21 protein-coding genes are annotated in these 18,296 nt (G+C 59.4%); 2 read left to right on the top strand and 19 right to left on the bottom strand.

The window, feature by feature from the left end:
* Positions 1-69: 69 nt before the first annotated feature.
* Positions 70-1,212, top strand: a complete 1,143-nt coding sequence (mdoC, locus tag BY447_RS17650; protein WP_013357417.1) for a glucans biosynthesis protein MdoC — start codon at positions 70-72, stop codon at positions 1,210-1,212.
* A 168-nt stretch (positions 1,213-1,380) separates the two neighbouring features.
* On the opposite strand, the gene BY447_RS17645 is transcribed toward mdoC, so the two are convergent.
* Entirely contained in the window at positions 1,381-2,841 is a 1,461-nt protein-coding gene (locus BY447_RS17645; protein WP_110331680.1) for a phospholipase D family protein, read from the bottom strand.
* A gap of 155 nt (positions 2,842-2,996) precedes the next feature.
* Here BY447_RS17645 and BY447_RS17640 point away from each other — a divergent pair, with 155 nt between their 5' ends.
* Positions 2,997-4,160: a hypothetical protein gene (locus BY447_RS17640; protein WP_061062140.1), complete on the top strand. Its 1,164-nt coding sequence runs from the start codon at positions 2,997-2,999 to the stop codon at positions 4,158-4,160.
* On the opposite strand, the gene BY447_RS23405 is transcribed toward BY447_RS17640, so the two are convergent.
* From BY447_RS23405 to BY447_RS17560, 18 genes are all read right to left on the bottom strand, one after another.
* Positions 4,148-4,321: a hypothetical protein gene (locus BY447_RS23405; RefSeq protein ID WP_197061486.1), complete on the bottom strand. Its 174-nt coding sequence runs from the start codon at positions 4,319-4,321 to the stop codon at positions 4,148-4,150. The genes BY447_RS17640 and BY447_RS23405 overlap by 13 nt on opposite strands.
* A gap of 40 nt (positions 4,322-4,361) precedes the next feature.
* Positions 4,362-4,505, bottom strand: coding sequence for a hypothetical protein (locus BY447_RS23400; protein WP_010246429.1), 144 nt, complete (start codon positions 4,503-4,505; stop codon positions 4,362-4,364).
* Between the two features lie 131 nt (positions 4,506-4,636).
* Positions 4,637-5,872 carry a beta-ketoacyl-ACP synthase gene (locus BY447_RS17635; RefSeq protein WP_197061485.1) on the bottom strand — a complete coding sequence of 412 codons (1,236 nt, stop codon included), beginning with the start codon at positions 5,870-5,872 and terminating at the stop codon, positions 4,637-4,639.
* Positions 5,869-6,600 (bottom strand): 3-ketoacyl-ACP reductase FabG2, encoded by a 732-nt coding sequence (locus BY447_RS17630; protein ID WP_110331679.1) that lies wholly within the window; start codon positions 6,598-6,600, stop codon positions 5,869-5,871. The genes BY447_RS17635 and BY447_RS17630 overlap by 4 nt, the downstream gene beginning before the upstream one ends.
* Complete coding sequence (locus BY447_RS17625) at positions 6,597-7,073, bottom strand: hotdog family protein (RefSeq protein ID WP_033782599.1); 477 nt, start codon at positions 7,071-7,073, stop codon at positions 6,597-6,599. Before BY447_RS17625 ends, BY447_RS17630 begins: the two co-directional genes overlap by 4 nt.
* Positions 7,063-8,223: a beta-ketoacyl-[acyl-carrier-protein] synthase family protein gene (locus BY447_RS17620; RefSeq protein WP_110331678.1), complete on the bottom strand. Its 1,161-nt coding sequence runs from the start codon at positions 8,221-8,223 to the stop codon at positions 7,063-7,065. The genes BY447_RS17625 and BY447_RS17620 overlap by 11 nt, the downstream gene beginning before the upstream one ends.
* Positions 8,220-8,792, bottom strand: a complete 573-nt coding sequence (locus tag BY447_RS17615) for a DUF3261 domain-containing protein (RefSeq protein WP_013357409.1) — start codon at positions 8,790-8,792, stop codon at positions 8,220-8,222. The genes BY447_RS17620 and BY447_RS17615 overlap by 4 nt, the downstream gene beginning before the upstream one ends.
* Positions 8,789-11,095, bottom strand: coding sequence for an MMPL family transporter (locus tag BY447_RS17610; protein WP_110331677.1), 2,307 nt, complete (start codon positions 11,093-11,095; stop codon positions 8,789-8,791). Before BY447_RS17610 ends, BY447_RS17615 begins: the two co-directional genes overlap by 4 nt.
* The gene (locus tag BY447_RS17605; protein WP_110331676.1) at positions 11,082-11,690 is read right to left on the bottom strand and encodes a LolA family protein; all 609 of its coding nucleotides are present in this window, start codon (positions 11,688-11,690) and stop codon (positions 11,082-11,084) included. The genes BY447_RS17610 and BY447_RS17605 overlap by 14 nt, the downstream gene beginning before the upstream one ends.
* Positions 11,684-12,097 carry an acyl-CoA thioesterase gene (locus tag BY447_RS17600; protein ID WP_110331675.1) on the bottom strand — a complete coding sequence of 138 codons (414 nt, stop codon included), beginning with the start codon at positions 12,095-12,097 and terminating at the stop codon, positions 11,684-11,686. Before BY447_RS17600 ends, BY447_RS17605 begins: the two co-directional genes overlap by 7 nt.
* On the bottom strand, positions 12,090-13,799 hold the full coding sequence (locus BY447_RS17595) for a glycosyltransferase family 2 protein (protein ID WP_095707403.1): 1,710 nt from the start codon (positions 13,797-13,799) through the stop codon (positions 12,090-12,092). Before BY447_RS17595 ends, BY447_RS17600 begins: the two co-directional genes overlap by 8 nt.
* Positions 13,793-14,140 (bottom strand): 3-hydroxyacyl-ACP dehydratase FabZ family protein, encoded by a 348-nt coding sequence (locus tag BY447_RS17590; protein ID WP_095707404.1) that lies wholly within the window; start codon positions 14,138-14,140, stop codon positions 13,793-13,795. Before BY447_RS17590 ends, BY447_RS17595 begins: the two co-directional genes overlap by 7 nt.
* Positions 14,127-15,446, bottom strand: a complete 1,320-nt coding sequence (locus BY447_RS17585; RefSeq protein ID WP_110331674.1) for an AMP-binding protein — start codon at positions 15,444-15,446, stop codon at positions 14,127-14,129. Before BY447_RS17585 ends, BY447_RS17590 begins: the two co-directional genes overlap by 14 nt.
* Complete coding sequence (locus tag BY447_RS17580; RefSeq protein WP_110331673.1) at positions 15,443-16,006, bottom strand: hypothetical protein; 564 nt, start codon at positions 16,004-16,006, stop codon at positions 15,443-15,445. Before BY447_RS17580 ends, BY447_RS17585 begins: the two co-directional genes overlap by 4 nt.
* Positions 16,007-16,012: 6 nt before the next feature.
* Positions 16,013-16,267: an acyl carrier protein gene (locus BY447_RS17575; RefSeq protein ID WP_110331672.1), complete on the bottom strand. Its 255-nt coding sequence runs from the start codon at positions 16,265-16,267 to the stop codon at positions 16,013-16,015.
* A gap of 16 nt (positions 16,268-16,283) precedes the next feature.
* Positions 16,284-16,541: a phosphopantetheine-binding protein gene (locus BY447_RS17570; protein ID WP_033782584.1), complete on the bottom strand. Its 258-nt coding sequence runs from the start codon at positions 16,539-16,541 to the stop codon at positions 16,284-16,286.
* A gap of 13 nt (positions 16,542-16,554) precedes the next feature.
* Positions 16,555-17,355 carry a lysophospholipid acyltransferase family protein gene (locus BY447_RS17565; protein WP_110331671.1) on the bottom strand — a complete coding sequence of 267 codons (801 nt, stop codon included), beginning with the start codon at positions 17,353-17,355 and terminating at the stop codon, positions 16,555-16,557.
* Positions 17,348-18,079, bottom strand: a complete 732-nt coding sequence (locus BY447_RS17560; RefSeq protein WP_110331670.1) for a beta-ketoacyl synthase chain length factor — start codon at positions 18,077-18,079, stop codon at positions 17,348-17,350. Before BY447_RS17560 ends, BY447_RS17565 begins: the two co-directional genes overlap by 8 nt.
* Between the last annotated feature and the right edge of the window lie 217 nt (positions 18,080-18,296).

Genomic DNA, 18,296 nt, shown 5'->3' with positions numbered 1-18,296 from the left:
AGAATTCTGCCAGAGCATAATCCGGTTTCAGGGTGAAACTGGCCAAACGTACTAACGAACTGGAACTTTATGAGTACTGTAAAACCTGAACGTGAATACTTCCTCGACTCCATCCGCGCATATCTGATGTTACTGGGGGTGCCGTTTCACGTTTCCCTCATTTACTCAGCACAGAAATGGGCAGTAAACAGCCAGGAGGCCTCGTTATGGCTGACGCTGCTGAATGATTTTATCCATGCGTTTCGCATGCAGGTCTTTTTTGTCATCTCGGGCTATTTCTCCTACATGCTGTATCTGCGCTATCAGCCACGCCGTTTCCTGAAGGTGCGACTGGAACGCGTGGGGATACCGCTTCTCACCGCCGTTCCGCTGCTCACGCTGCCGCAATTTTTCATGCTGAAAGCGTGGACAGATAAACTGGCTGACTGGCCGCGTTTCACGCCGTATCAGAAGTTTAATAACCTGATGTGGGAGCTCATTTCACACCTGTGGTTCCTGGTGGTGCTGGTGATGCTGACTACGCTGGGCATGGTGACGTTCCGCTGGTTGCGCGATCAGCATCGCACCATTGATTACACACGGGTTGGCTGGGGTGCACTGACCGCTGGCATGCTGGCGTGGGCGCTGGTGTGGTGCGTGTTCCGCCGTCTGGTGTTTATGTTTCAGCCCGCCTGGCTGATGGATGGTTTGTTCAGCATTGTTGTGATGCAGACACTTTTCTATCTGCCATTCTTTATGCTCGGGGCGCTGGCGTGGAAGCATCCACCGCTGAAGCAGCTGTTTGTACGGTTTAATCCGGTGATGTGGATTGGCGCGGTGTTGATGTTTGTCGCCTACTGTACCAATCAGCGACTGAGCAGCGGCGATGGCTGGTTATATGAGCTGGATGCGATCATCACGACGCTGATGGGCCTCTGCATGCTGAACGTCTGCTTCTGCTTTGGTCACAAACTGCTGAACGCGCATTCACCGCGCATCATGTATCTGGTCAATGCATCGCTGTTTATCTACCTGGTGCACCATCCGCTGACGCTGCTGTATGGCATTTATGTCACGCCGCGCATCGAAAATAACACGCTGGGCTTCTTCGTTGGCCTGTTGATGGTGTTTGGCATCGCGTTTCTGCTGTATGAGATTCACCTGCGCATCCCGCTGCTGCGGTTCCTGTTCTCCGGGAAGTTTGAGCGCAAACAGGCCGGACAAGGGAATTGATGGTGTTATATACAGACAGCACAAAAAATTAAAGCGATGGGAGCAAACGCCAGTAGCAAAGCATAGCGGGCCAGGGATGACCCGCGCTGAGCCCGCCATGGATGGCGGGTTTTGCGTCTTTGCGAAGGGCGTATGCTCCCTGAGCCCGCGCAGGGTCCATCCTGGATCTTACAGCAGCCACTCAATCGGCAGTCGCCACACTAACCGCACCTGAAGCCGTTGCCACCAGGAGCAGCCCGGCTCGTGCTTGTGCACGATCTGCTGCGGCTCATCCGGATACTCCAGCCAGTTTACCCGTCCCCACTTATCCAGCCGCAGTGTCCATGCCCGATCGCGCATCGACTGGCTGAAACGTTGATGCGTTTCTCCGGCCAGCGCCGCACTCTCGATAACCAGTCCCATCTCGGTATTCAGCACCGCTGAACGGGGATCGAAGTTAAACGAGCCGATAAACAACGTTTTTTGGTCCACCGAAAAGGTTTTGGCATGCAGGCTGGAGCCAGAGTTACCGGTTAAGCCCCGGTCGTGCGGGGCTTCAGGGACGCCCGCCTGCGGTTTCAGCTCATAAAGCGCAATGCCGTGGCGCAGCAGCTTTTTGCGCCATTTAGCGTAACCGGCATGAACAATCGACACATCGTTGGCCGCCAGCGAGTTGGTCAGAATGGCAATTTTCACCCCTTTGCGCTTCAGCGCCAGCAGTTGGGCGACGCCTGCGCGGGTTGGCACAAAGTAGGCCGAAATGATGTCGAACTGTTGCTGTGGCGTGCCAATCACCTCCAGCATCCGCTGCGGCAGCAGGCTTCTGGCGCGCGCTTTACCCAGCCCTTTACGCGGATCGTCACTCAGCAGACGCGCTTTTGCCCAGGTCAGCGCCAGCGTCCCCTCTTCCAGCTCCTGCAGCAGCGATGAATTTTCCAGCCGCTGCAGGTAGCGCTGCACCGGTTCACTGTGACGCCATTCTGCTGGCAGACTCACACTGTCCTCTTCCGGCGCCTCGTCATCCAGCACCTTCTGCAGCGGCGACACCGGCTTACTGTGCCAGTAGCGCTCAAAATCCTCTGCAACCTCTTTCACCACCGGGCCAATCGCCATCACATCGAGATCGGCAAACAGCGGTTCATTTCCGGTGCCGAAATATTCGTCGCCGATATTGCGCCCGCCGACCACGGTCGTCACGCCATCCACCGTAAAGCTTTTGTTGTGCATGCGGCGGTTCAGACGGGCAAAATCGGTGAGATAGCCCAGCGCTCGCAGCGTGCGAAACGAGAATGGGTTAAACAGCCGGACCTCAATATTGGGATGGCGATTAAGCTGGGCCAGCGTCTCGTCCAGACCCGGCGTATTATTGTCATCCAGCAACAGCCGTACCTTCACGCCGCGCCGGGCTGCTTCCAGTACAGCGCTGAACAGCAGCCGGCCAGAGAGATCGTTTTGCCAGATGTAATACTGAATATCGAGTGAACGCTCCGCTTTCTGCATCAGCAGATAGCGGGCAGCAAAGGCATCCAGCCCGTCGCTCAGCTGATGGACACCGCTCAGCCCTGGATGGCGCTGACACTGAGGCTCCAGCCGTGTTTCCAGCCAGCTGGTCTGTTCTGATGGCTGCGAGAGCTCAAACGCTTCGGTCATGAAAATTCCCTGTAAAATGCAGTTATTTTTATTATTCCCCGGCCCGGCGTCTGACGCCATACCTCTGCTCCGATTGAGTGAGCGGTCACGGGCGTTTTTTAGTCTAGACTTAACCGGACGATCTGTGACCGGCATTTGTCCGGCAGGAGAGGAATATGTCTCATCAATCCCTTACAGATGCCCGCCAGCGCTACCATCCCAGCCTGTTTCGCAGCTTTTTCCAGGGTAGTTTCCCCTGCTCCACCGCCTGCCGTACGCCAGGGAAACGTCTGGATATGGTGATCAGCAGCGGACACGATATGCTGCTGGAAAAAGATTATGCCGCGCTGGCTGAGCAGCATCTGCTCACCGCCCGCGACGGTGCGCGCTGGCATCTGATTGAAAAGATTCCCGGTCAGTATGACTGGCAGAGCTTTCTGCCCATGGTTGACGCCGCACGACGTCAGCAGATGGAGATCATCTGGGAGCTGGCGCACTTTGGTTATCCCGATCATCTTAATATCTGGAAAGCCGAATTTGTTGATCATTTTAGCCGGTTCGCCCGCGCGATGGCGCAACTGATGCGCGACCAGGGCATTGAGCGCCCCTTTTTTACACCGGTGAATCAAATCTCATTCTGGTCGTGGGCCGGTGCGGATGTCGCCTGGTTTAATCCCCATGCCGCACAGCGTGGTAAAGAGCTGAAGCGCCAGCTGGTCCGCGCCTCGCTGGCGGCGATTCATGCGATTCGCGACGTCTATCCGGAGGCACGCTTTGTGCTGACCGACCCGCTGGTTCAGATTGCCCATCATCCTGATAACCCGGACAGCAAGCCTTATGCCGATGCGCATCACCAGGCGCAGTTTGAAGCCTGGGATATGCTGGCTGGCCGCGTTGATAAGGAGTTAGGCGGCAGTGAAGATTGCCTGGATATTCTGGGCCTGAACTACTATCCCGACAACCACTGGTTTTTCCCCAATCAGCCGATGTCACAGGATGATCCGGTGCGCGAGCCGCTGCATATTCTGCTGGCGCAGTGCTGGCAACGCTTCCGGCGTCCGATGCTGATTGCCGAAACCGGCGCAGAAGGTGATGCACGTGCGCCCTGGCTACAGGAGATCAGTGAAAATGTGGCGGTGGCGCTGGATCAGGGCATTGCGGTGGAGGGGATATCGCTCTATCCGGTGGTGGAATATCCCGCCTGGGCCGATGACCGACGTTCGCCAGGTCCGCTGCTGGGATTAGCCGATCCCAATGGCAACCGGAACCTGCATGAGGCGTTGGCGCTGGTGTTGCGCAGTCAGCAGATTAAGTTTGCGACGCGTAATCAGACAGGCTGAGACGGTACTTTTTTGGGGTGACAGGACTGAACGTCGAGCGTGGGGTCGGCAGGATGACGAACGTCGGTCAGCCAGACCATCGTAAACAGGAAGGTCACCCCGATCAGGCAGGCAGCCAGTAAACCGATAATTGCGATTAATTTATCATCTCCGGAGTCCATCGCCTTCTCCTTATTCAGTCCGTTGGATCCCCTGTCTGCGTCAGCTCATCCAGAGCGTAATCATCAGCACAAAGATTATAAGCGTTACCGAGGTCACCGCAAGCACCACTATCGCAAAGTGCGCATCGTCCAGTGACTGGCGAATCGGCTCATCGTGATCGTCGGGCGGCAAGGGCAAAGACATAACTATCCTGTGAAAAATAGGGATCGCCGACAGTGATGCGGCGGGTGACAGTGTAAATCAAAGGCTGATTATCGTCCCTTTTTTCTTCTGAAAGATAAACCGGCCCGTGCCAGTGCAGCACGGGCCTGAGATCAGACGCCGCGCCAGCGCCTGAAGATCAGTGAGGTATTAATTCCACCAAAGGCAAAATTGTTGCTCTGGATATAGTCGGTCTCCAGCTCTCGAGGCTTACCCATGATGTAATCCAGCTGACCACCGTCGGCGGCAGGTTGTGTCAGATTCAGGGTGGGTGCAAACCACCCTTCGCGCATCATCTCAATGCTCATCCAGGCTTCCAGCGCCCCACAGGCACCCAGCGTATGACCAAAATAGGATTTCAATGAAGAAATGGGCGTGGTTTCGCCAAAAACCGCCGCAGTCGCCAGACTTTCGGCCATATCACCGCGCTCAGTGGCTGTGCCGTGCGCATTCACGTAGCCCACCTCTGACGCTGTAATTCCTGCACTCTGTAATGCCCGCTCGATGCAAATCTGCATGGTTTCCCGCTGCGGCTGCGTGATATGGGCCGCGTCACAGTTGGTGTGAAAACCGGTGAGCTCGGCGTAAATGGTGGCGCCGCGCGCCTGAGCATGTTCCAGCGACTCCAGAATCAGCGTGCCTGCCCCTTCACCAATCACCAGACCATCGCGCTGCTGATCAAAAGGCGCGGGTGTGGTGTGGGGAGCGTCGTTACGCTGGCTGGTGGCAAACAGCGTATCGAACACTGCGGCTTCCGACGGACAGAGTTCTTCGGCTCCCCCCGCCACCATCACCGTCTGATAGCCGTGACGAATCGCTTCCCAGGCATAGCCAATCGCCTGACTGCCAGAGGTGCAGGCGCTGGAGGTCGGGATCACCCGGCCGCGCAGGCCGAAAAACAGCCCGGCATTAACGGCAGCGGTATGCGGCATCATCTGCACATAGGTGGTGCCGGTAATATTGTTAGTGTGCTTTTCCGTCAGCATGGTGGCGAACTCGCTGACCGGCCCGGTGCTGCCGGTCGACGAACCGTAGGCGATACCCGTTTCTCCACTGGTCAGCACCGGATGATCAATCAGGCCCGCCTGAGTCAGTGCCAGCTCGGTCGCGCGCGTTGCCAGCAGCGAAACACGGCCCATGGCGCGGATACGCTTGCGGGTGTAGTGCGCAGGCAGCACAAAATCATCCACGGGCGCGGCCAGCAGAGTATGCAGTCCGTCATAAACCTGCCACTCCGGCATAAAACGTACCGCATTGCGGCCAGCACGGATGCGTGCCGAGATCTCAGCCCAGGACTCCCCAAAGGCGGTCACGCCGCCCATGCCGGTTACGACGACCCGCTGGATCACAGCATGCCTCCATTAATCGAAATCACCTGACGCGTCACGTAACCGGCGATATCGGACATCAGATAGCTCGCCAGCCCGGCGACCTCTTCAGCCGCACCCATGCGCTTCATCGGCACGATCTTCATCGCCTCTTCAATCACCTGCGGCTCCAGCCCTTCCATGCCGGTGTCGATCAGCCCCGGCGCGATGCAGTTAACCGTGATTTTACGTTTAGCCAGTTCAATCGCCAGCGCCTTGGTGGCACCAATAATGCCTGCTTTAGCCGCACTGTAGTTGACCTGGCCGCGATTGCCCATCATCCCGGATACCGAAGAGAGCGTGATAATGCGGCCACCGCGTCGCAGGCCGATCATCGGCATCACGCAGGGCTGGATCACGTTGTAAAAGCTGTCGAGATTGGTATGGATTACGCTGTCCCATTCCTGATCCGTCAGCGCGGGAAAGGCTGCATCACGGCTGATACCGGCATTGCTCACCACGCCATAGTAGGCACCGTGTTGCGCAATGTCCGCCTCCAGCGCGGCGCGGGTTGCCGCCCGGTCAGCAACATCAAATCCCAGCACCCGTCCACTGCCGCCTGCAGTCTCGATCTGTTGCAGGCACTGCTCAGCACCATCGCGATCGCGGTTGAAATGTACGATAACCTGATAGCCATCCTGAGCGAGACGCAGCGCTATTGCGCGGCCTATGCCTTTACTGGCGCCCGTGACCAATACTGAATCTGTCATGGCTGATTTCCTTGTGACATTAATTGCTGTAACTCTGCTTCATTGGGTTGATAAGTATTCAGACGGCCGCTGGCAAGCCGCTGCGTGCCATAACGAATGTCGCCTTCAAAGCTGCCCATGCGGTCGTCGCGCATCAGCAGCGTCATCCGGATATCCAGCGTGACATTAGCGGGAAACCGGGGATGCTCTGCCCGCCAGCCGCGTCCGCCCAGCAGCATACCGGGTGGGATCAGGGTTGCACCGCCCTGCTTTGCATGCCAGCCCGACCAGACGCCCACAGTTTGCGCCATCATCTCCACGCCAAACCAGGCGGGCAGTTCACCCTGTGGCGTCAGGAACGGTGCCAGTAAGCCACCAGCGCAGGTCGACACCTGACAGTGAACCTGCTCATCATCGACGGCAATCAGTTGATCAAGCAGCAGCATCGGTGCAGCGTGCGGCAGCCAGAGCGCCGCGGGAGAGTTAATCATTATCAGGCCGCCCCAGAATCAGACAGGTGTTGTTACCGCCAAAGGCGAATGAATTAGAGGCGATGACCGGCCGTTGCAGCGCCTGTGGCTGTAACAGCAAGCCGCAATCCGGCAGTGTCTCATCCTGCGCCGCCTCACTGAAATCCTGCGCGGGCAGCGGCAGATTTTCCTGCAGGATCAGCGCACTGAGTGCGGCTTCGCATACGCCCGCCGCACCGAGCGTATGGCCGGTCAGATGTTTGGTCGAACTGCACGGCACTGCATTGCCAGACAGACGCGCTATCACGGCGGCTTCCATTTGATCGTTCAGCGGCGTCGCTGTGCCGTGCAGATTGATATAACCCACCTGCTGCGGCAACAGATTCGCCTGTTGCAGCGCCATGCGCATCGCCCGTTCAGCGCCCTCACCCTGCGGATGGGGCGCAGACATGTGCCAGGCGTCAGAAGATTCGCCGACGCCCAGCAGCGCCAGCGGCTGCGGTTCGCGCGTCAGCAGCATTAGCGCGGCCCCTTCGCCAATCGAGATGCCGTCGCGATCGCGGCTGAACGGGGCGCAGCGGCGTTCCGACAGCGATTCCAGACTGTCGAAGCCGTTAATCGGCATCCGGCTCAGCGAGTCCGCACCGCCCACCAGCGCCACATCCACCAGCCCTGCCGCGATCAGCCGCTGGCCGCTGATAATGGCGCGGGCACTGGAGGAACAGGCGGTGGAAATGGTATAGGCCGGACCATCCAGATGCAGATAGTGAGCCAGAAAACGGGAAGGATCGCCCAGCTCCTGCATCTGGTAGTGATAATCCGGCTGGCTACCGCAAATCTGCTGATCGCCCTCATCCACGCCCGAGGTGCTGGTCCCCAGCACAATCGCCACTCTGCTGGCACCATAGCGCGTAATCGCCGCATCAAGTGCCGGGCGGATCTGCGCCAGCGCGGCAAGTAGCAGCTGATTATTACGGGTGTTATGCGCACTCAGGGCGACCGGGATCGGGGGTAATTCGCCGTCAACCCTGCCGAGCCAGCAGCTACGATTACCGCTCAGCCAGCCATGACGCAGCTGCATGCCGGGCGCCTCACCTTTCTTCAGGCTGGCCACAATCTGCTGATTGTCATTACCCAGGGCATTCAGCATGCCGATGGCAGAGATATAAATCATGAGGCGTCCAGATGTTGAATGCGGATCTGATAGCCAAAGGCATGCTGCTGAATGCTAATCGGCTGGCGCTGATTACCGCGTTGCAGATAATCAATTTCGGTCACCAGCTGGTTATCGGCATCGATCAGCAGGCGCTTTAACCCCTGATCCTGCAGCGTCCAGCCTGGCGGCAGCTGTTTTTGCCACACCTCCAGCGGCCAGTAGCTGAGCATGATGTCCGCCAGCACCTGACTGGCGGGTGGCATGTGCGGCAGCGGCATCAGCTGCTGAGTGTGAATACCGCTGGCATCGTAGCGCAGGCTGAACAGGCGGATACCCACTGAAGAGAGCCCGGCCAGATCGATTTGCTGTTCATCGGCGCTGAGCAGTACCAGCAGTGACTGACTCTGACCTTTAACCTGCCCGGTCAGCAACTGCTGTTGCTGGAAGGCGGGACGGATGCCCGGCGGTGGCAGCGTCACTTTCACGCCTGGTTTCAGCCAGGCAGAGGGTCGGCTGCTGTCGGGTGCATGGCCGGCACAGGCGCTGAGCAGCAGAGCCGTCAGCAGAATAAAGGCGGCGCGGATCATCGTTTACTCCTTGATCGGGTGGGTCGCATCGCCAGCGGCGACAGCAGGAACGCGCTGAAGATGCCGCTGCATAATACGGTGCCAAAACTGGCAATCGCGCTGGTGCTGCTGAATACCAGCATTCCCAGCGTCAGTAAGGTAGTGATCATCGCCAGCGATACCGCCAGCAGCGAGGTCAGCGGCGTCCCCTGTGGGTTGCTGAAAAATAGCGTGTAGTTAATGCCGATGCCCAGCACCAGAATCAGCGCCAGCAGCGCGAACAGGTTGAGCGATGCACCGATCCAGCCCAGCGTGGCCATCGCCATCGCCAGCGACAGCAGCGACGGCAGCGCGCTGCGTAAGCCCGCCTTTAATCCCAGCCGCACGACAAAACTCAGGGTAATCAGTAGCAGCGCCAGCGCCAGTAATCCGCTCAGTAACGTCCGCCAGAAGCTGAACAGCGAATCGTAACTCGCTTTGCGGTCAATCCAGGCGACGCCCGGATGCTGCTTAGCCAGCTCTGCGAGTGCGGCGCTGTTTTTGACGCCGCTGGTGGGGATCAGAACGCCACTCTGCCCGTCCGGCAGCGTCAGCCACAACAGTCGCCAGCCTTCACTCAGCGGACTCGCCAGCCAGGCCTCTGGCGTCACCGGCATCGGGGTCAGATCCGGCGCGGCCAGCGCTATCCCCGCCTGCTGCACGCGAGCCGTAATCGTTGGAGCGGCCTGCTGCAGCAACTGCAGATCCTGCTGTTGCTGCGCCAGTGACGACAGCGGCAGCAGACGATAGCGCTGCAACCAGCCCTGCTGCTGCGCCTGGTGCAGGTCCGGTGCCAGTTTTTCCAGCCGCTGCAGCGTCTGCTGTGCATCATCGCCCCAGACCACAAACCAGGTCTGATCGGCGCGCTGGCCGGTCAGGGTTGCCAGCTGGCGATCCTGCTCCAGCAGCTGCGCAGGCGCACTTTGCAGATGCGCGATGTCATCATCCACTTTTAGCTGAGCGATCCCGGACACGGCGAAGATAGCCATCAATACGGGTAATCCGACACGCAGCCCACGCTGACGACGCCAGGCAGCAAGCCAGCGCGCCAGGGGCACCATCAGCGGCACCGGACGCACCGGTAATCCAGGAACCAGCCACGGGTAGATCAGAATCACCGTCAGGCAGGAGGCGGTTAAGCCGCTGGCGGCAAACACCGCCAGCTGACGCAGCCCCGGAAACGGCGCCAGCAGCATCAGCAACCAGGCAATGGCCGTGGTCGCGAGCGCCAGCAGCAGCGTGCCGCGCACTTTACGCAGGCTCTGCCACGGTGTCTGCTGATCGCCGTGCACCATGCGCTCGGTAAGATAATAGAGTGTGTAATCTGCCGAGATGCCGACAATACTCAGGCTCATCACCAGCGTCATCAGATGTAGCTCGCCGAAGCAAAGCAGCGTCATCACCGTGCCCGCCATTGCGCCAATGGCCACGGAGGTCACCGTCAGCAGCAGCGGACGCAGTGAGCGGAAGACCAGCAGCACCAGCAGGACGACGCCAGCCAGCGTCACACTGCCCAGCGTTTTGACATCATGCTGAGCACGCTGACTGGCGTTGTCGCTGAACAGCACCGTGCCCCGCGTCAGCAGTTTCGCCTGCGGCCAGCGGCTTTTAAGCTGCTGTTCCAGCGCGCTGAGCCGGGTCACCAGCGCATGACTTTGCTGCATACTGAAGGCGTTATTTGCCAGCTCGCCATGCAGAAAATACCACTGCTGACCCTGCTCATCTTTTACGGTCAGCCAGCCATCATGCAACGTCATCCGCCCGGCGTTTTGCGCCAGCGCCAGCTGCGAACCGCGCACCAGCATCAAAGGATCGCCTTGCAACTCTTTGCTGCTGACGCCCGAGAAGGCTGAGAAGAGCTGCGCCAGCAGCCAGTCGGCCTGCGCTTCGCCGCCGTTCTGCAACCGGCTGCGCGTCGCCTCATCAATCAGGCCGTTACGGTGTTGCCAGGCAAAGCGGCCCCACTGCTGCTGCTGTTGTCCATCAAGATCGCCCTGCACCTGTTTCAGATCAGGCAACGCGCGCAGCTGAGCCAGCCACCAGGCGGCGACCTGGGGTTCGTCCTGCTCACCGGGTGAAACCAGCCACACCATCTGGCGATCCAGCCGCTGCATAAAGCCCTGCTGCAGCGCAGGCGGTGCCGCGCCCAGATTCTGCTGCGGCAGAAGCGCCAGCACGCTGCTGTTGAGCTGACTGCGCGGCAACAGAAAAGCGAGCGCGGCAGCAAGCAGCAGGCAGATCGCCAGCCACGCCAGAGCCAGCAGACGGTCATTACGGCCCGGCAAAACGCGCCTGCTCCTCGTCGCTTAACTGCGGCGGTTCAATACGGGTGTTGCTGAGCTGAATCTGCGTCTTATCGCCCTGCTTATCATCCAGGTTGATACTATCCAGGAAGGCGCTGCCCGCCAGTGAGATACGGTTGAAGATTTTGTTGAGCGGCGCGGCTTTCGGCGTCAGTTCCAGCGTCCAGGCGCCATTGCCACGATCGCTGAAGGCCACGCTGAAGTTCTCATTCAGCACCTTCTGATCGGCCTGGAACAGCGCCCGCAGCAGATGGTTGAACTGGAACATCTGCGGATTACTGTCGGCGGTGATCACCTGCGGCTTCTGACCGCTGAGGCTCTGCACCATTCGTTTATCATCCAGCAGCAGGGTCATCACAAACGGCGTCTGTTGATGCCACCACAGTCCCTGTTCGCGGGCGATTAGCATCTCTCCGTGCGACACCAGCGGCTGACGCATGCCTGCGATGGTGCGCGTCTGGGTGAAGTCTGCCCGGATCACCGGCTGGCTGGAAAAACGCTGTTGAAGCTGATCCAGTGTGACCGCACTGGCGGCACCGGCCCACAGCAACAGGCTGGTAAGCACTATTTTCAGCATCCTTTCACTCCTAAACGTTCCAGTAAAATGTCGGGCGATACAAAGCATAACGCCTGACTTTCCTTCTCCACCGCTACCTGTAGGGTATGCGCTTTGGTCGTGATCTGATCGGCAGCGTTGCGCACTTCATAGTCGATGCGCAGGCGGTTCTCATATTCAGTAATCCGTGCGCTGACGCGAATCGTCTCTTCGCAGCGCAGGGGCTGACGATATTTGACCCGGGTATCGACCACCGGCCAGACGTAGCCGCTGGCGGCCATTTCGGCATAGCTGTAATTAATGCTGCGCAGCAGGGCTTCGCGCGCCACTTCGAAAAAGCGGAAATAGTTACCGTGCCAGACCACGCCCATCGGGTCGCAGTCGTGGAATGAGACGGTCAGCACGACTTCAGCATGATGTTCAGTCATGGTCAGACTCCTTGTGGTGCGCCTGTTGCTCAGGCAGCGTCCAGAAATCGAAAAAGTTGAACCAGTCGAGCGGTGCCAGCAGCGCATAATGGGCCAGCCGTTCCGCGTAATGATCGACCGCCTGTTGCAGCGCCTGCTGACGCTGCGCACGTGGCAACAGCAGCGGATCGGCAAACGGCTCACAGTGAATGCGCAGCTTACCCTGTTGCTGCAGGGCGAACATCAGCAGCACCGGACAGCGCAATGCGGCCGCCAGCACAAACGGCCCCTGAGGAAACGGGGCAGCACGACCCAGAAAGTCGCTCCAGATCACCCGTCGCTCGCCACCGCGCTGCGGATTCACCGCCGTGCGATCCCCGACAATCGCCACCCATTCGCCTGCATCCAGCTTCTGCTGCAGCAGGATCGCCGTCTCCGGGCCGATATCGCTGACCGGCATCAGATTGACGCCCGCCTGTGGGGCGATGGTTTCCAGCACCGCCCGAAAACGCCGGGCGTTGTCGGTAAACACCAGCGCGTTAATCACCAGCCCGCTAACCTGCTGCGCCATGGCGCGACAGGCTTCAATGTCGCCAAGATGAGAAGCAAGAATCAGCTTGCCCTGACCGGCAGGCGCGCGGATTACCGCTTCCGCGCCCGGCGCAAAATCGATATCCCGTCCCCAGCGCAGATCGCCGCGCCAGCTGGCCACTTTATCCAGCATCGCCCCGGCAAAGCGCAGGAAATGGCGATAGCTGTTAAGCCGGGGCGGTAACGCTACCTGCCGCTGCTGTGCGGCGGCCGTCACCTGCGCCAGCCACTGCCGGGAGGCCGTGCGTGCGCGCTGACCGCTCAGCCAGTAAATCGCCACCACCGGCCAGAGCAGCAGCGTAAAAGGCAGTCGGCCGCCATAACGATAGACCGCCAGCATAAAGCGTAATCCCCACTGTCCGCGCCGTTCTGTTTCCACTGACCAGTGCGCTGGCGGTTTACGCATCGTCAGCAGCCGGGGAATGCGCGGCAGCATGCCAAAGAAGAGCCGGGTGTGCATCCAGGAGATGCGCAGGTTGTCATAGAGTGCATCGAAGTGAGACAGCCCGCTGGCGGGATAGGTTACGCGGGTCGGGATAAAGCGACTGTGGATGCCCTGCCAGTAGAGTCGCACCATAATTTCGGTGTCGAAATCCATGCGCTGGCCGATAGCACGGCGATCGCACAGCGCCAGCGTCGCGGCCAGCGGATAGACGCGGAAGCCGCACATGCTGTCGCGGATCGACAGCGACAGCGTTTCAATCCAGACCCAGAAATGCGTGATGTAGCGACCATAAAGGCGTGATTTGGGGATCGAGTCGTCATACAGCGGCTGACCGGAAATCAGCGCATCGGGATAACGTTCAGCTTCTGCCAGCATCAGCGGCAGATCTTCTGCCTGATGCTGGCCGTCCGCGTCGAGCTGCACTGCATGAGTGAAACCACGTGCCGCCGCGGCCCGCAGGCCGTGGATCACTGCCGCGCCTTTGCCCTGATTACTGTCGAGCCGCAGCAGGCTGAGCTGCGGAGCGTGCAGCGTCGCCAGCTGAAGCTGGGTGGCGGCATCGCTGCCGTCATCCACCACGATCACCGGCAGATTAAACGGCGCCAGCCGCGCCAGCACTGACGCCATCATTGCGCCGTGGTTGTAGCAGGGGATCACCACGCAGGGCGAAAATGCGGTGTTTAACACAGTGCAATCTTCCCGCTGCTGGCACTCTGCTCGCCGTTGTCACTCAGCAGGCTGTAACGGAAGCTCAGACGCGACTTTTCAGCGTCCCAGTCAAGATGGAGCTGTAACAGGGAGTCGGGTGTGACCGGCTGCTGAAATTTTATGTTTTCAATGGCGGCAAACTGTTTTCCGGGCGCAAGCAGCAATATCCCGTAGTGCATGACCCAGTCGAGCTGTGCCACACCAGGCAGAATCGGCAGGGTCGCGAAATGGCCCTGGAACCAGAACAGTCCGGCTTCAATCTGCAGGGTCAGCGTCACGCTGTCCGCCTGCAGCTCCCGGCTGCGTTCAATCGGCAACATGGAAAAGTTCCTCTATTTGCGGCCAGGCGCGTTTACTTTGGGTGGTGACCGGAATGGTGGCGACAACACGCCAGTAGCGCGGCATCGCCAGCGGTTCCAGCCAGCGCTGCAGCTGGCGCTTCCACTGCTGTCTGCGCTGATGCAATGCTGCTTCGTCCAGCGTGCTGTTCAGCGACAACACGACGCCAATCGCCTGACGCTCATGACGCGTGACCACCAGCGCCGCAGCATCGTCTATCTCCGGCAGGTCGGTCAGACGTCGCTCCACTTCACTTAACGAGATGCGCTTATCGCCGATTTTTACGATGCGATCGTGACGTCCTGCCAGCTGGAATCCGCCGTCCGGCTGCATATTCAACCGATCGTCAAGCGAAAGGCCGCATTCACCCACAATCAGTGGCGACCAGACCTGCCAGCGATCGGGCGTCACCTGCTCCAGCCTGACTGCCGGGAAGCAGCGCCACGGCGCGTTGGTTCTATCACACTGACGCCAGGCCAGCGTGCCGGTTTCGGTGCTGCCATAGATCTCACTGACCGGACAGCCAAAGCACTGCCACACCCGTTCCGCATCGGTACCGCGCAGTGCGCCACCGGCAGAGACAATCAGTTCACAGGCGGGCGCGACAAGCCCGCTGTCCAGCCGCGATAAAAAGGCCGGGCTGCTGATAAACGCATAACGACAGTCGTGCAGGAGCTGAGCCAGCTGTTCACCGTAAAACAGTGGCTGGGCGGAAAACGGCAGCCTGAGCATCATCGGCAAAAAAATCCGGAACGATAGACCGTAGAGATGCTGATGGCTGACCGAAGCGATGAACCGGCACCCTCGCAACTGCTCGCCCCACAGGTTGCGCAGCCACTGGCTCTCCTGCTCCATCACCGCCAGCGACTTCACCACCTGACGCGGCGCGCCGGTGGATCCCGAAGTGAAGAGCACCAGCGCTGAACGTGCCGGCAGCGGCGGTAACTGCCCCTGCGCTTCTGCGTCGTCACTCGCCAGCAGCGGAAGACTGACCGCCAGCGGCATGTCACACAGTACGCCATCCAGCCGATCAGCCATCTCATCCAGCAGCGCGGCACGGCTGTGTCCCGGCATCACCGGCGTTTTACCGGCGTACCAGCATGCCAGTAGCGCGACACAAAATCGGTAACTGTCATCGAAACAGAGCGCCCAGTGCCTGCCCGGCTGTGCCGTTAAGCGTTGGCTGAGTGCCAGCACCTGACGATACATCGTGCTGAGCATCAGCGGTTGATCGCCGCGCCAGGCGACCTCGCGCTCATCTCCTGTCAGCCAGTCAGCCACCCTCATGCTTTCCGCCTCACGCGCTGACGAATCAGCCATTCAGCCCCCATCAGCGCGGCGATGAGCAGATAGCTGATGCCGCCGTTCCACAGCGTCCAGAGCCGCAGATCGCCATGCAGACAGGTAAACAGCGCCATGCTGCCGTTGCCGATAAAAAACAGGCACCATATTTGAGTCACGCGGCGGGTATAAAGTATCGCGGCAGCAGGCAGCTCAGGCTCACGTAGCCGGGCAATGCGTTCCACCAGCGGCATCGCACTCCAGAGTGAGGCGCCAAACACCAGCAGCATCGCCAGATTAACCGTCACCGGATACCAGAGCAGCAGATGCTGAGCGCGTAACAGCTGGCTGCTGACACAGAGCAGCGCGCCGAGTAGCGCCAGCCAGCCCATGACCGCACTCATAGCATTCTGCTGACGACGCAGCTGCAGCCAGCGCAGACCAAACAGCAGCGCCAGCAGCCAGAACAGCCCCTGCCAGTGCGGCTGAGTCAGTGCCAGCCAGACCAGCAGTGGCCAGGTCAGCAGCGTAAGCAGATTGAGCAGACGAAGAGTGGCAGCAGGCACAGGGGATCAGGCGTCTTCGCGGATCAGTTGTTCTACTGCATCCACCACATTCTGGACGGTACGTACCGTGCGGAAGGTTTCCGGCTTAATTTTACGGCCGGTACGTTTTTGCAGGTGAACCACCATATCGACGGCATCAATGCTGTCGAGTTCAAGATCTTCATAGAGCCGTGCCTCAGGATGGATATCCTCAGGGGCAATTTCGAACAGGCTGGTAAGCAGCGAAGCCACTTCCTGATAAATCTCTTGTTTGTTCATCATAAGGTTGTCTCCGCTTTCAGCCGCGCTGTTGGTTGACGAACGCTGCCAGCGTCGCAACAGAGAAGAAGTGGGCACGCAGGGTTTCACTCTCCGCAGAAAGTGCCACGCCATAGCGATTTTTCACTGCCAGGCCAAGTTCCAATGCATCAATGGAGTCCAGCCCCAGTCCGTCGCCAAACAGCGCCGCGTCGGTCTCTATATCATCGGAGCTAAGGTCTTCAAGGTTCAGCGTGTCGATAATCATCTGTTTGATATCGTTAATTAATAAATCCATACCGGTTTTCGTCTTACCTGTTCTGGGGGACCAGCGCCTTCTCTAAATGGCGGGTCAGGCGACGCGCGGCCAGCGGCTGCGCGTCGGGATTGCTTTCAAAAAATGACTGACTGTCGATTCGCGCCTGTACGCGTATGGTAAACAGCGGTTTGACCGGCGGAATCTGATACCAGCGGCTCTGCTTATCGAGCATGCGCTGGCTGCAGGTGATGTGAACCACGCGCAGATCGCATCCGGCGCGTACCGCGATGTTGGCGGCCCCGCGCTGCAGGGTCAGCGGCTGACCATAGCGGGTGCGAGTGCCTTCCGGAAAAATCAGGATATTGTCGCCGCGCGCCAGTCGCTGCTGACTGTCCGGCAGCAGCGTCTCCGCTTCACTGTTGATCAGATAGTCGGCGGCGCGGATCACCCCACGCATAAAGGGGTTCTTTTGCAAATCGGCTTTGACCAGACAATCCATCTCCGGCAGTACCGAGGCGATCATCACGTAGTCGATCAGTGACGGATGATTAGCGACAATCAGGCATCCACGATCCTGTTGCAGCTGCTCTGCCCCTTCAATGCGGTAGTCGTAGACGCCGGTCATCCGGCAGAACCGCAAAAAGCAACGAAAGCTGAAGGCGATAGCGCGCCGGGCCAGTTGACGGCGGCGCAGCGAGTCGCGCTGTACCAGCAGCAGCAGATTGAAGCCAATCAGTGACAGCAGCAGTCCGCCGAGGCCAAACAGCGTAAAACTCACCGCCGTCATCACCAGCCGCCAGCAGTAGTTAACGCGACTGCCCGCGTAGTGCATCGGTTGTGAACAATCAGCCATGTTTCCTCTCCCAGTGCCATGTCAGGCGTTCGCCCGGCAGGCTAAAGGTGGGCGATACCGCCAGCCACTGCTGCAGAAAATGCAGGCTCTGTGGTAATCGGGACTCTGCCCTCTTCTCTCCGCCAGCGCGGCCCGTGCAGACCAGCTGGTCGCCTGCCCGCAGCAGGAGTGCCACCGCGTAGGGGACATTCACGCACGGTTCCGACAGCCACGGCAGATAATAGCCAGGCACGATGCCGTCAAAATCGACCAGCAGCACCTGCTGATAACCCGCCTGATGCAGGGCGCTGACTTCAATCAGCCCCTGCTGAAAAGAGTCCACACCTGCCGAGATGGAGGTGGAAACCAGTGGCGCTTTAGCTGCGATAGTCAGGCTGCCGACCGCCGAATTGTGAACCGACATAGCAAAATCCGTGGGTGACATCGACTGCTGATCCGCCAGTGTTTTCAGGATACGCAGATTGCGCTCCAGTTCACCGTGACGGCTGGTAAACACGATCGCGTCCACCGACTGACGCGCCAGCAGTGCCAGCCCGCACTCTACCGCCGCACGACTGCCGCCGCCCAGACGACGCGCCGTCATCATCGGTAAAAATTGCGGCTTTGCCATTGCCCCGTCTGGGTCAATAGCGGTGTCCTGTTGCGCCCAGTCCCGCCAGGTCTCGCTCCCGCTTAATCCCGGAGCCAGAGCCTGCCAGTCGACCAGCGAGTAAGCGAGTCTCATCTCAACACTCTTTTCGTCATACGTGTGGAGTCGGCGTTCATCGGATCGTCACCCCTACCCTCAGCAAAAAAGTGCGTACCGGAAATCCTCTGCCGATCCCGCATCGGGGATTCACGGTAGAGGTTTATTTGGTGGTTCAGCAATAGCAGCTCATCTGATTTGTCGGCCGGATGCAGGCGATCTTTATGCTCCGATCGTCTGTTGGCAAATCATTGCG

The organism is Pantoea sp. JKS000250 (genome assembly GCF_003201065.1).
Lineage (GTDB): Bacteria > Pseudomonadota > Gammaproteobacteria > Enterobacterales > Enterobacteriaceae > Pantoea > Pantoea vagans.
This window is presented reverse-complemented; position numbering and strand designations above follow the sequence as displayed.

What these genes read in the sequence shown, in the direction of transcription:
- BY447_RS17560 (WP_110331670.1), bottom strand. Translation starts at nt 18,079, where the DNA reads ATGAGACTCGCTTACTCGCTGGTCGACTGGCAGGCTCTGGCTCCGGGA.
- BY447_RS17570 (WP_033782584.1), bottom strand. Translation starts at nt 16,541, where the DNA reads ATGGATTTATTAATTAACGATATCAAACAGATGATTATCGACACGCTG.
- BY447_RS17585 (WP_110331674.1), bottom strand. Translation starts at nt 15,446, where the DNA reads ATGAGGGTGGCTGACTGGCTGACAGGAGATGAGCGCGAGGTCGCCTGG.
- BY447_RS17640 (WP_061062140.1), top strand. Translation starts at nt 2,997, where the DNA reads ATGTCTCATCAATCCCTTACAGATGCCCGCCAGCGCTACCATCCCAGC.
- BY447_RS23405 (WP_197061486.1), bottom strand. Translation starts at nt 4,321, where the DNA reads ATGGACTCCGGAGATGATAAATTAATCGCAATTATCGGTTTACTGGCT.
- BY447_RS23400 (WP_010246429.1), bottom strand. Translation starts at nt 4,505, where the DNA reads ATGTCTTTGCCCTTGCCGCCCGACGATCACGATGAGCCGATTCGCCAG.
- BY447_RS17645 (WP_110331680.1), bottom strand. Translation starts at nt 2,841, where the DNA reads ATGACCGAAGCGTTTGAGCTCTCGCAGCCATCAGAACAGACCAGCTGG.
- BY447_RS17575 (WP_110331672.1), bottom strand. Translation starts at nt 16,267, where the DNA reads ATGATGAACAAACAAGAGATTTATCAGGAAGTGGCTTCGCTGCTTACC.
- BY447_RS17600 (WP_110331675.1), bottom strand. Translation starts at nt 12,097, where the DNA reads ATGACTGAACATCATGCTGAAGTCGTGCTGACCGTCTCATTCCACGAC.
- BY447_RS17590 (WP_095707404.1), bottom strand. Translation starts at nt 14,140, where the DNA reads ATGTTGCCGATTGAACGCAGCCGGGAGCTGCAGGCGGACAGCGTGACG.
- BY447_RS17565 (WP_110331671.1), bottom strand. Translation starts at nt 17,355, where the DNA reads ATGGCTGATTGTTCACAACCGATGCACTACGCGGGCAGTCGCGTTAAC.
- BY447_RS17605 (WP_110331676.1), bottom strand. Translation starts at nt 11,690, where the DNA reads ATGCTGAAAATAGTGCTTACCAGCCTGTTGCTGTGGGCCGGTGCCGCC.
- BY447_RS17630 (WP_110331679.1), bottom strand. Translation starts at nt 6,600, where the DNA reads ATGACAGATTCAGTATTGGTCACGGGCGCCAGTAAAGGCATAGGCCGC.
- mdoC (WP_013357417.1), top strand. Translation starts at nt 70, where the DNA reads ATGAGTACTGTAAAACCTGAACGTGAATACTTCCTCGACTCCATCCGC.
- BY447_RS17615 (WP_013357409.1), bottom strand. Translation starts at nt 8,792, where the DNA reads ATGATCCGCGCCGCCTTTATTCTGCTGACGGCTCTGCTGCTCAGCGCC.
- BY447_RS17620 (WP_110331678.1), bottom strand. Translation starts at nt 8,223, where the DNA reads ATGATTTATATCTCTGCCATCGGCATGCTGAATGCCCTGGGTAATGAC.